Source organism: Paenibacillus sp. (genome assembly GCF_048976745.1).
Taxonomy (GTDB): domain Bacteria; phylum Bacillota; class Bacilli; order Paenibacillales; family Paenibacillaceae; genus Paenibacillus.
In genome coordinates this window covers 72548-84560 of record NZ_JBHGUU010000008.1, presented here as the reverse complement: position 1 = coordinate 84560, position 12013 = coordinate 72548, and the positions used below count along the sequence as shown (strand labels likewise).

Annotated in this window: 13 protein-coding genes; 6 read left to right on the top strand and 7 right to left on the bottom strand. The window is 43.7% G+C overall.

Annotation, left to right across the window (positions count from 1 at the left end):
* Window positions 1-10: 10 nt before the first annotated feature.
* A complete protein-coding gene (locus tag ACE3K2_RS15105; RefSeq protein ID WP_421891702.1) occupies window positions 11-265 on the bottom strand; it encodes a hypothetical protein in 255 nt (84 codons plus the stop codon).
* Window positions 266-503: 238 nt separating this feature from the next.
* On the opposite strand from ACE3K2_RS15105, the gene ACE3K2_RS15100 reads away from it, so the two are divergent.
* Both ACE3K2_RS15100 and ACE3K2_RS15095 read left to right on the top strand, forming a co-directional pair.
* Window positions 504-1163, top strand: a complete 660-nt coding sequence (locus ACE3K2_RS15100) for a YheC/YheD family protein (protein WP_421891700.1) — start codon at window positions 504-506, stop codon at window positions 1161-1163.
* Window positions 1164-1518: 355 nt separating this feature from the next.
* The gene (locus tag ACE3K2_RS15095; protein ID WP_017692430.1) at window positions 1519-1662 is read left to right on the top strand and encodes a sporulation histidine kinase inhibitor Sda; all 144 of its coding nucleotides are present in this window, start codon (window positions 1519-1521) and stop codon (window positions 1660-1662) included.
* 92 nt (window positions 1663-1754) lie between these two features.
* Here the strand turns inward: ACE3K2_RS15095 and ACE3K2_RS15090 are convergent, their stop codons facing one another.
* A complete protein-coding gene (locus ACE3K2_RS15090) occupies window positions 1755-1934 on the bottom strand; it encodes a hypothetical protein (RefSeq protein ID WP_421891696.1) in 180 nt (59 codons plus the stop codon).
* A gap of 75 nt (window positions 1935-2009) precedes the next feature.
* On the bottom strand, window positions 2010-2984 hold the full coding sequence (locus ACE3K2_RS15085) for an NAD(P)/FAD-dependent oxidoreductase (protein ID WP_421891898.1): 975 nt from the start codon (window positions 2982-2984) through the stop codon (window positions 2010-2012).
* A 654-nt stretch (window positions 2985-3638) separates the two neighbouring features.
* Here ACE3K2_RS15085 and ACE3K2_RS15080 point away from each other — a divergent pair.
* Together ACE3K2_RS15080 and ACE3K2_RS15075 are read left to right on the top strand one after the other, a co-directional pair.
* Window positions 3639-4832, top strand: coding sequence for an NAD(P)/FAD-dependent oxidoreductase (locus ACE3K2_RS15080; RefSeq protein WP_036605766.1), 1194 nt, complete (start codon window positions 3639-3641; stop codon window positions 4830-4832).
* Window positions 4829-5083, top strand: a complete 255-nt coding sequence (locus ACE3K2_RS15075; protein ID WP_421891693.1) for a hypothetical protein — start codon at window positions 4829-4831, stop codon at window positions 5081-5083. The genes ACE3K2_RS15080 and ACE3K2_RS15075 overlap by 4 nt, the downstream gene beginning before the upstream one ends.
* A gap of 331 nt (window positions 5084-5414) precedes the next feature.
* Here ACE3K2_RS15075 and hemQ read toward each other — a convergent pair whose 3' ends face one another.
* The gene (gene hemQ / locus ACE3K2_RS15070) at window positions 5415-6161 is read right to left on the bottom strand and encodes a hydrogen peroxide-dependent heme synthase (RefSeq protein ID WP_421891690.1); all 747 of its coding nucleotides are present in this window, start codon (window positions 6159-6161) and stop codon (window positions 5415-5417) included.
* Between the two features lie 450 nt (window positions 6162-6611).
* On the opposite strand from hemQ, the gene ACE3K2_RS15065 reads away from it, so the two are divergent.
* Window positions 6612-6905 carry a YuiB family protein gene (locus tag ACE3K2_RS15065; RefSeq protein ID WP_124117510.1) on the top strand — a complete coding sequence of 98 codons (294 nt, stop codon included), beginning with the start codon at window positions 6612-6614 and terminating at the stop codon, window positions 6903-6905.
* Between the two features lie 384 nt (window positions 6906-7289).
* Window positions 7290-8825 (top strand): helicase DnaB, encoded by a 1536-nt coding sequence (locus tag ACE3K2_RS15060; RefSeq protein WP_421891687.1) that lies wholly within the window; start codon window positions 7290-7292, stop codon window positions 8823-8825.
* 151 nt (window positions 8826-8976) lie between these two features.
* On the opposite strand, the gene ACE3K2_RS15055 is transcribed toward ACE3K2_RS15060, so the two are convergent.
* The 3 genes from ACE3K2_RS15055 to ACE3K2_RS15045 form a co-directional block, all read right to left on the bottom strand.
* Complete coding sequence (locus ACE3K2_RS15055) at window positions 8977-9522, bottom strand: GerMN domain-containing protein (RefSeq protein ID WP_421891684.1); 546 nt, start codon at window positions 9520-9522, stop codon at window positions 8977-8979.
* 31 nt (window positions 9523-9553) lie between these two features.
* Window positions 9554-10942: an N-acetylmuramoyl-L-alanine amidase gene (locus ACE3K2_RS15050; RefSeq protein WP_421891681.1), complete on the bottom strand. Its 1389-nt coding sequence runs from the start codon at window positions 10940-10942 to the stop codon at window positions 9554-9556.
* A gap of 157 nt (window positions 10943-11099) precedes the next feature.
* On the bottom strand, window positions 11100-11906 hold the full coding sequence (locus ACE3K2_RS15045; RefSeq protein WP_421891678.1) for a hypothetical protein: 807 nt from the start codon (window positions 11904-11906) through the stop codon (window positions 11100-11102).
* Window positions 11907-12013: the final 107 nt, after the last annotated feature.

Sequence of the window (12013 nt, the reverse complement as noted above, 5' to 3'; positions counted from 1 at the left end):
AGAGGTTCAACTACCCGAAGTGAAGAAGGGCAGCCATGGCTTCCGGTGAACCCGGCGGTGTGGCAGAGAAGGGCGTAGTTAACATAACAACAATGATAAAGACGATGAAACAGGCAAATATAAGACAACTCACGGCAAAGCCGCGATTGCGCTTTTGCATAAACAGTCGAATACCTGTGACAAAGAGAAGTACCGTAACGGCTACCAGAACGATCGACATTGCAAAATAGGCTACGCCATAAAGTGATTTGAAAAATGATTCCATTGGTTCTGAACGCTCCTTAGATCCTCATATTTAAGCCCTTCCAAGCCATTCCTTAGTAGCATACGACAGATTGACTTGTTTGAAAAGCAAACCGGGCGCTTGTTCCCGTTTCCGCCATCACCCCTGGGACAGGTTTCATGGAAAAGGGGCCCCTGCCGCGGACAAACATCCAAGAAAGCAAGGCTTCTGTTGAGTATGTATAAGGAAGGACTATTGTTTCAAGGAAGGAGATCAACCCATGTCGAGACAACTTGCAAGCAAATGGCGGAAGACAGCGGCTCTGATGAAATATCCGGTAGCGGCTGTCCATATCCCACAGACCAAAGCATTCAACTCGGGTAATCTGCTGCACATGCTCAGTCGTTATGGAATGGTGTATGTCAAACCTATTGTAGGAGGCGGAGGTTACGGTGTCATCCGGGTATCGGCGAGCGGTGGGGCTTATCGATACACTCATATGAAAACGACCCGTTCTTTCGCCAGTTTCAGCCAGATGTATCGCTCTCTGGTGCGTGTGAAGGCTAGACGCAGGTACTTGATCCAGCAAGGCATTCATCTGGCAACGATTGAAGGGAGACCTGTTGATTACAGAGTCAAAGTTGTCAAAACCGAACGAGGTTGGGTATTTCGTTCCTTGGTAGGACGACTCGCTCGTCCCGGACTCTGTGTGACGAATCTGAGCAAGGGTGGCACCATGTTATCTGGAAGGAGAGCCCTTGGTTTATCCCTGCCCCATATATCCGGTCGGCACAAACGCCGGGAGATGCGTTCACTTACACTGACATGCACGTACATTATGGAACGTCAGTTCCCTGGTGTAGGTCAGCTTGGCTTTGATTATGGACTGGATCATTCAGGCAAGATCTGGATTTTGGAAGTGAATACCAGACCCCAATAGAAAATGAATGGGAAAGCTCAAGAAAATCCAAGAAAAACCGATAATATATAGAAGAAAACGTTATGAAAACCGTTTGAAATTTTACATTACCGGGTAATTTACTCGCAACAAGTCTTGAAACTATGAATTTATTCCAAAAAAAATATGCTGATAAACGTTCTGACAGTTGTGCAAACTTCCTGTGCATAAATATTGTCCACACTATACACGTTGATTACTCTATATTTTTTCCATTTATCAACAAACTATGCACAGGATTTCCACATGCCGTTGTGGATAACAAGAACGCTTGTTCTCTATATGAATCTCTGATATGATAGTTTTGAGGAAAAAAAAGGAAAGGTTGTGGCGGGAAATGGCTATGTTATCCGATGAGATGTTGTTGGATTCCTACCATAAAGCGATTGAGTTGAATCTCGAACGAGATTTCATCGCACTGCTGTTGGCAGAAATCCATAAGCGCAAACTGGGTACCGACGTATCTGCCATTCTTCACTAGAGATCCTCATTGCAGGCAATGTTATGGGTTTCCGGACAAGTCCCATAGTGAGACAGGCCATGGCGTGCTCGTCTGACAATGGTGACAGTACATCACATGATTGCAAACGTTTTCGACTTCGTCTGCCGTGTCAGAGGAAGGATGGAATACGTAGGGGCTGTATGGTCCGGTGTAGTCGTCCAATTGCCGCATTCTAACAGTCCCTGAAGGCAGTGGGGGCAAGCCTGCTCCGGTACAACCAGACCGTTACACAGCGGGCATATATAAGACAAGGGTATCCCTCCTGATATGGATTCACTCAGGAGTAAGATACCCTTTTTTGTATCAAATATGTGGTTTCAAGTAAACTAGCGTTTCATGTTACTGCTGTGTCCTGGAGACAACTTGGCTTCTGGATCGAAGTATACCTTTGCATTATTAACAGCTGTTGGGGCCTCGCCGAATCCGACAGCGATCAGCTTCAGTTTACCCGGGTATGTTGTGATATCACCGGCAGCGAAGATTCCAGGAATGGATGTTTCCATGCGGGAATCAACCACGATGGAGTTACTTTCAATTTCAATACCCCACTCGGCAATGGGTCCAAGAGAAGAGACAAATCCGAAGTTAACGATCACGTCATCTACTTCGATTTCCTGCGTTTCTTTGGTTTTCACATGGGAAAGGGTTACCTTGGTAATGGTGTCATCCCCATGAAGTTCCGTAATTTCGGTCGGTGTAACGACATTCACCTTGGAATTCATCAGGTTTTCGACACTGTGCTCATGTGCACGGAACTTGTCCCGGCGATGGATCAGCGTCACTTGCTCAGCGATCGGCTCCAGCATGAGTGCCCAGTCTACCGCGGAGTCACCACCGCCGCTGATCAGTACTTTTTTGCCAGCAAAGGCATTCAGATCACTGATGAAGTAGTGCAGGTTGCTCTTCTCGAACTTGGCAGCACCTTCAAGTTCCAGGCGACGTGGTTCGAATGCACCTACACCAGCTGTAATAATGACAGCTTTGGCATGATATTCATTCTCATCCGTCTTCACGATGAAGTGTTGTTCAGCCTTTTTCTCAACCGATACAACTTTTTCTTCAAGACGGATGTTCGGGTTAAAATGACTCATTTGCTCAACCAGGTTATTCACCAGTTCCTGAGCGGTTACTTTCGGGAATCCGGCTACATCATAGATGTATTTCTCCGGGTAAAGAGCGGCAAGCTGTCCGCCAAGCTGTGGCATACTTTCAACCAGTGTAACGGATGCCTGACGCATCCCACCGTAAAATGCGGCGAACAGACCCGCAGGGCCTCCACCGATAATAAGTAAATCAGTCATATCATGACTGGAATTCTGTGCAGTCAAGAATCAACAACACCTTTCATATTTTAATAGGTAGTTAACAGGGAGAATGTGCGGGTTACGGATCTTAACCGGCATTGGTGGCGAACTGTCTTTCCTATTATAAACGGTGTATTCAGGGTTGCAAAGTTAGCTGCATCACGAATCTGAGAATAATTGATGAAGATCAGATGAGAATAGGATGAAATTGGAAATGAAAGGTTATGAAAAATAACAAAAAAAACCTTGATCTTTACTAGAAATACAGATATCCTTGACCTGTACTATGTGTTTTTTTGTCTAATTTAGAGTCAATATGTAATATGAAGACAGATCCCGTGTTTTGTAAAATCTTGTGGTTAATTTCACAACTTGAAACGATAACTTGCGTGCAAACAAATCAATTTCATAAACCCTGTAGCTGCTTCAATTAAGTCTAGATATAGATCAAAATGGTTCAATTAATCTAGATCTAGTTTCATAAAATCCATTTTTAGTGAGTTATGAAATTGATGCAAACGTTTAAATAAATTCGCGAAGTTAACATTTGTCGTCATAATGGGCAAGACCTCATCAATATTTGTAAGTATGTGCATTTTGCATCTCAACCAAGATTGGGCTGATGCAAGTGAAACCGGAAGGGGTATAGACATGAGCAGTATTCCCAAAATCGTCATCCTCGGCGCGGGCTATGGCGGGATTCTGACAGCCCAGCGGCTGCAGAAGGAATTGAACTATAACGAGGCCGACGTCACATTGGTGAACCGGCATGATTATCATTATATTACTACACATCTACATATGCCGGCAGCCGGCACGGATACCATTGAGCATGCAAGAGTCCCTATTTCGAAGCTGATTGATGAGTTCAAGATTGATCTGGTTAAATCTTCTGTCAAGGAGATTCGTCTGCAGGATCGGAAGATTATTCTGGAGGACGGCACGTTATCCTATGATTATCTGATTATTGGACTAGGCGGTGAGCCTGAGACCTTCGGTATTCCGGGTATGCTCGATCACGCCATGACAATCCGCAGCATTAACTCGGTTAGACTGATCCGAGAACACATCGAATATCAATTTGCGATGTACAAAAACGATAACAAACGAAATCGTATTCGTTTTGTTGTAGGTGGGGCAGGTTTCAGTGGTGTTGAATTCGTAGCTGAACTTGCAGATCGTATTCCACAACTGTGCAAGGAGTTCGACGTGAATCCCAAACATGTGCACATCTATAATGTAGAAGCAGCGCCTTCGGCCTTGCCTGGATTTGACCCGGAACTGGTTGAACATGCGATGAACGTGCTGAAGAAGAAGGGCGTCACCTTCAAAATCGGTGTTCCAATCAAACAATGTCTCCCGGATGGGGTTATTGTGGGAGAGGGAGAAAAGCTCGATGCTGCCACAGTAGTGTGGACCGGTGGTATTCGTGGTAACTCACTGCTGGAACAGGCAGGTCTTGAAGTGATGCGTGGACGTGTGAAGGTAGATGATTATCTGCGTGCCCCTGGACATGAACATGTTTATGTCATTGGTGATAATTCACTTGTCTTCAACGCGGAAGGACGGCCTTATCCGCCAACAGCCCAGATTGCGATGCAGCAGGGTGTGAACTGTGCGAAAAACGTCGTGGCATCCATTCGCAAGAAACAACCGCAACCTTTTGTATTTACGAGCAAAGGAACGGTTGCTTCATTGGGTAAAGGTGAAGCCATTGCTGTTGTAGGCGGCAAGAAATACAAGGGCTGGAAAGCGGCTCAGTTGAAGAAGCTGGTTGATCTGCGTTATCTGTTCATCATAGGTGGTATTCCGCTAGTGCTGAAGAAAGGGCGGTTTTTTGGATGAGACATTGCAGTGTTCAGGTCCGGGGATTATTAACGCGTGACGAACTGGATCGATACAACGCCCTTATGCAGGTTGGTGGTTATCTGGAGGAACAGGATCAGTATGATCTGGCCTACATCGTGCAGAAAGAAGTGGATATTCTCATTTTGCCCGCGATTGAGCGGCTTAAAGAGAAAGGTCGTGACCGTGACCGGGCCACAGCCGAATTCCTCGAATCACTGAAAGCGGTTGATGAAGAGGACGAGGATTAGAGACATAACCTTTCAATCGCTGTTATCCCCAGATTTTTTTGATTCCCTTTTGTTATAGGGAAAATCCGGTGATTGCGTATGCTTCCGATGCTGCTTTCTTTCAGAAAGCGTGTAAGCGAAGTGGATGCTTTCGAAGTAGCTTTCTTGCAGAAAGCGTGTAGCTTCGCTTTTTCAGGTTTTTTCTGTCCTTTCCGTTTTTGTGTAAATAAATAGTTCAAACAATATAGATCTAAATCAAGCTTGAGGTAGTAGAATATTGATAGATAAAAAAGCACCGCAGCAGTATCCTTTACAGGAGATGTCGCGGTGCTTTTTTATGCGGTGCACTATTTTACAGCTTAAGCATGTCTTCCAAAGTATCTTCGTTCAACAGACTTCCCACATAGAACGAACCGAATTCGCCATACCGGGCACTAACTTCATCAAAACGCATCTCATAGACGAGTTTCTTGAACTGAAGTGCGTCATCTGCAAACAGCGTAACGCCCCATTCCCAATCGTCGAAACCGACAGAGCCGGTAATAATCTGTTTCACTTTACCCGCATAGCTGCGACCAATCATGCCGTGACTGCGCATCATGGTACGACGCTCGTCCATGGACAGCATGTACCAGTTGTCATTCAGCTCACGTTTTTTGTTCATTGGATAGAAGCAGATGTATTGCCGTTGTGGCAGAACAGGTTTCAGGCGGGCGATAATCTCCGGATTTTGCATCGGGTCTTCGCCTTCTTTGCCAAGGTAGTTGCTCAGTTCCACTACACTGACATAGGAATACGATTTGGTTGTATATTGAGCAAACATCGTTTTGTTAAATGCGTTCTCAACAGCCTTCAGATCTTCCAGCGTTTCACGCAGGTGCATCATAACAAGGTCTGCTTTTTGACCTACAACCGTATAAACGACCGTACTTCCTTGGGAAGAATTCTCGACTTCTTTCCATTCCTTCCAGAATTCCTCCAGCTCGTCCAGTGCTACAGCACGTTCTTCATCATCTGCTGCTTTCCAGGCGGCCCAGTTAATCGAGCGAAAATCATGCAGGGCGTACCAGCCCTCCAGTGTTGATGCTGCTTCGTTCATTTGTTTTGTTCCTCCTGCAAGGTATATTTCCAAATCCCTATAAGAGATTGTTCAAATAGTCCGCTTTTGATTACGAATGATGCCTGTTGGCATCATCAGCTTCGAAAATGGCATTCAGCCGAAATAAGTGGGAGGCTTACGAAGTATGTTTCCTTAGGAAACACTGTAGTTGCTCACGTAGCTTCCCTACGCTCCGCTACTCCATTTCTAGCTTCATTCCATCTTCTCGGTACTGAAAACCGGTTTTTTTGAACACGCATTATAAGGGACGGGTGAGTGCGTTATCGTTTACATTGTATCCCAACATGAAGCAGAAGGGCAAATGAACAGTACATGAATATAGGGAAATTTGTCCAGAAAGTTCGTTGCTTCGCCACATTTTTTGCGGTACACTAACTACTATCCAGAAGTGAAACCCGAAAGTGTGAAAGAAGAGGTGAATGTCGCCCGATGCAATTTATACCTGTGTTGGTATTAATGGTATTATTTTTTGTTATGATGTTTGGTATCGGTTTCATTCTAAACATGCTGATGAAGACCACCTGGTTTCCTTCCTATCTGTTCATCATTGTAATTCTGCCTGTTGTTGTATACTCTCTATGGGATCATTCCTCGTCTCTGATGTCACATCTGGGTTCTTTCCAGCTTGTGGACTATATGACGGGCGTAGCGGGACTGGCTGGTGCGGTGATCAGTGGCTGGACGATCCAGAAGTTACGTCTGGGTGGGTACAGAATGTTTTAGATGGTTGGAACGAGGTAACACATGCCACGTAATTGCGTGAAAGTCTTGTCTTTGTCGTAAACGCTTACGATTACAAAGGGAAGGCTTTTTTGCTGTTTATTTATATTAGAAGGATTATTGTACACATGTACTTCATATACATCTGGAGAACATTCTCTTTAGATATTTCCTTGTATTCTGTGGCTATAGCTTTTATAGTATTCTAGCGGCTCTCGACATTTTTATTTTAAAAATTTGCTGAATTCGGCGAAAACGTGAATGATGTCGACCTAGGACGAAACGGAGCGAGAACAGGCTGTCTTTTTACCTGTTTTTGAACATTTGAGGATCAGACATTTATGATAGAATAGATAAACATACATTTGGGGAGAAGGAGATCAGGCTATGCGCATGAAGAATCTGCACCATTATACTGAACATCATCGCTACTGCGTATACAGGGAGTTTGGACTTAGCGCCCTGGATGACCGTATGCTTACAGGAGCATATCAGCCCATGGTAGGTGCTTTTGCGGTTGGCTTGTATCGGCTGTTGTTTCAGCATCTTCCCGGTGAACAGGTCGGTTATTCGCCGCTTGAACAGCAACGGAGGCTGTTCATGACGCTTGGCTTGGAGCCAAGCGAGAAAGGGCGCAAATATCTGGTAGAGCAGGCATCCAAGCTTGAAGCGGTGGGACTGCTTCAGACTTCACGACTGTATATACCGGAAAATGATGATTACATCTACGAATATGAGCTGCAACCGCCGCTCTCGCCGGCAGAGTTTTTCCGGACACAGCATTTGACACTGCTGCTTCGTGACAAGATTGGTAAATTCGCCGTGCTTTCCCTGCGTTCCGGTTTCTCGGCAGTGGAGAATGGGGACGCGCCTTATCCGGCAGCCAATAAAGAGAATATTTCCGTTCCCTTTTACGATATATTTGAATTGAATACCCATGTGATTGATTACGAGTTGGAGCAAGCTTTATCGGAAGTATCCACTACGGCTCAACGGACAGGCACGAATGATGCAGCGGAAGAAAACAGTTTGAACTATGCGGACATTATTTTGCGTTTTCCGCGGGAGTCGGTCAATCGCCGTTATGTAGAACAGTTGCGGTTCGATCATGAACAACTGGGCATTGTGAATTATGTCGTGAACAAGTTTAACCTTAGTGTGCAGGATGTATGCCGTCTGCTGGATGAAGATGATATCTTCAGTCCACAGGGCCAGCTGATTCTGGATGATCTCCAGCATAAAGCGAGTATGCAGTTCAGACAGACGAAGAAGCGTCATGAGCAGCAGACCGTACAGGCGGCGAAGGTTGTAGCACTGAGACAGCATATGGAGGAGCCAGAGCGCAAAGAAGACTCCAGTGAACCACCTGTTGAGCATGGGGTACAGATGGAATATTACGTCGAAGTGCCTCCGCAATTTATGACCAAGTGTGATATTCATCAGTACAATATGATGTTGCGTAACGAGCCATATACCCGCCTGCTGCAGACATTCTTTCCTGGAGCAGTACCGGACAATCTGATTGATATATTTGAGAAAATTGATCTGAGTTACAAGTTGCCGGGTGAAGTCATTAATGTATTGATTCATTATTTGATGGCATTACTTGTATCCGGCGGCGAACAGCGAATTAACCGTAACTTCGTGGAGGCCATTGCCTCCAACATGTTACTCAAGCAGGTGAACTCCTACGAGAAAGCCGTGCAATATATCCGTGATCAGGCCAAGGTCAAAGGCAAACAGGCTGCTGGTGCAGCTGGAACCCGTACCCGTACATACGGCAAAGGAACCAAAGCTAAACCCGAAATTCCGATTGTACAAGACATAAGCACCGATGGGGATGCCGTATCTGAGGAAGAGTTCGAAGAGATGATGAGATTTGCCCAGCAGATGCAGGCGAGTAAACAAAAAGGAACTTCATAACTCCCTGACATAGAAGAAGTGCAAGTCCACTTTCACCCCAAAAAAGATCCATTCGCCTAATTACTTTGCGAGTGGATCTTTTTTGGGGATCATGCATTTTATGTTATGACATGTCTATACCTCTAAACAGAAGATGTTTTTTTCGATGGATCTATTCACGGGTTAGTGGATGTTCTAATTCTGCATGACCCATTAAACTGTCGGTTGCATCTCCGTCAACAAGCAAGTCAATACTGGTTACTTCATCGAACTGAAAAAAGGTTCCTTTCAAAGCATCGATCGCTAAAAGCTCTCCGCCAGACCCTAATCTTGCTTCATCCGGAATATGGACATCCAGCGTTAATTTCCCTTGATCAAAAGTAGCAGAAAGGAGCTCAATATTACTCCACAATGGAATAAGTTCGGTTTGATCGCTACTTTGAAGGGCCGCATAGGTTTTACTGTATTTTTCGGAGTCATCTTTGAATGTAATTTCCTTCTTATGTTGCTCTACTTGTAATAGTTGATCATCCGCGTAAAAAACCTCAATTTCCTGAGATTCTTCATTTTCTTCGCTCGGGTTAGTTATTGGTGCTGGTGTTGTACTTGCCGGATCGGAACCCTGCACTGGACTAGTAGAAGGAGGTTTGGTACCACAGCCTACTGCCAGTATGCTTATGGCACAAATGGTGATAGCCAAATAGAATCTTTTTTTCATAGAAGCACATCCTCTTAAATTATTCACTGCCCTATAGCTTCAAATACTCTTTTATCCCATCCACAATGGCTTGTGCCGCTTTATTTAGATTGGTTTCCGACATCATGGCCTCCTCCTCAATCTGGTTACTTAGGAAACCGATTTCTAGAAGAACCGCAGACATCGAGGTTTCTCGGATGACCTGATAGTTTCCGTTCTTAACGCCACGATCATTAAATCCCAAGGCATCGATCAGATTTTTATGAATGAGGGTTGCTAGTGCTTTACTACTCTCCCGTTGGTAATAATACGTTTCCGTTCCCGATATGTGAGGAGCAGCGGTGACACTGTTACCGTGTATAGATACAAACACATCTGCATTAAGATCGTTGGCAAGTTTGACACGTTCCGGTCGAGTAGGGTAAATGTCCGTTTCCCGAGTCATTATTAATTCTATGTCAGGTTCCTTTTCTAAAAGAGCTTGTACTTTAAGGCCTAAAGCAAGGGCAAAATGCTTCTCCTGCTTTTTGGTAAAACTTATTGTACCTGGATCACTTCCTCCATGTCCCGGATCAATAACAACTATTTTTTTACCGCTGTTCACAGGAGTCGCAGGTGCAGGTTCATTTGCCATACTTAGATCAAGGATAAACTTACCGGCGATATTCTGTTGTTTATAACTCACCGAACTTATATTGTTTAATTCGATTACGATTCGAACCTGAGGAGGATTATTTTTGAAAAGAGAATAACGTATCTCAGTAACACTTGGAAATTCATTAACATCCAATCTTCCCATGGATCCTCCAGAGGGGACTTGTCCCATATTTCCGAAGTTGGTGGATGGGAAATCCACAATAATCCGTTCGGGATTTTTAAGTGTAGATATGACTGGAGCAACTTCACGGTCTAATGAGACGACGAGTTGATTATTGGCATAAGTTATATCATGAACCAGGTTCGTGGCTGTATCATTCCCATTCGAGGGGGGAGTTGGTTGCGATACAGTATTGCTGGTTAGTGTAACAATCTTGTCTTTGTTATTCCAGCCGACCCTCAGACCCATTTCTTCACTAACAAAACGCAGAGGAACAACAACCGTATTCTTAATCATTTGCGGAGCGATATTAAGTTTGACGGTATTGTTTTGGACGGTAGCTTGATGCTTCCCAACGGTCAAAGAAATGGCATTGGAAGCTTGTTCGATATCTACATTTTGTGTCTTTTGGTCCCATTTCACATTGAATTTTAAATTCTCAGCGACGACTCGAATAGGAATCATAATATTGCTTCTTACATTGACGACTTCAACATCATTAGGTAAAACTAGCTCCTGGCCATCTAAAATAATTTTAGTTTGATTCGTAGCTGCGTGGGTGTGCATGGGAATTAGCATGAGTAGCAGCGTACTGAAAAGTAACAGGATAATAGATTTCTTCATTTTACACCTCGGTTATAATTTGCGTAGTACCAGACTTCTAACGGGGAAAAACCAATCACCTCCTGTTTATTTTATTAAAACCCAAATTTACTATAATATTCTTTTCACTAATATAAACGCTACAAACCACATGAAAGTCGTAAAGAAAATGTGTTTTTTATTTATCTAATTTAAACCACTGCTGAAATTCGTTCTGGCTAATTTTTTTAACCGGTTTAACTTTTTTGCTTGCTGTATTGTATCTAAAAAGAATCCATTGATCTGAAGGATACTCACTAATGTAATCCATATTTTTTCCGTTCTTATGCCATAAAATTAAACCGGTGCTAATATAGTTGGTTGCCCGAGGAAGATGAACTAAACGGTCTTTCTTAGTATCGTAGATTGCTAAAATGCTCTTCTCCGTATTTCCATAGGAAAATGCAATGATGTCTTCTTTTGGTGACCAATTATATGATGAAATGGTTTCGACATCTTGTTTACCTGCTTGTTCAAGACGTTCGTTTAGAATGGTATACTCTCCTGTTTTAACGTTCACAAGAATAAGATTGCTGCCGGCACTTTTTTCTGCTCGGATAGCAATCCATCCATTCGATGGAGATTCAGCAACACTTGTGATATCCAATAATTTCACTCCAAAGTCTCCCGTATGTAGGATGTGCTTTTCTTTACCATGAGCAACTACAATGGTGTCAATGATGTTTTGTTCGAAATGTGCAACAGCATCTTGCTTTAAAATATTTGCAGTTATAGTGGAGTTGTCACCTTTCCAGACTATTTTGTTTAAGCCTATCGTTTTGTTGAACTTAGGTATACTCTGGTATGTCGAAGAGTTCACAGAAGTCGATTTAGCAGCAATGTGTGCTATTTTATCAGAAGGATGAAACGAGGATGGTGCAGTTGATAACGCACCTAAGCTACCTAAAACAATGACGCATGATAATAAAACATTGGTGTATTTCATGATTATCACTCCTTTAATTGGGGAGGCAGATACGTGATGTTTTCCCTCCAGATCGTTGCGACTGATGAGAACAGATGGCTCGTAGACTACTGCAATCTTTGCTTATC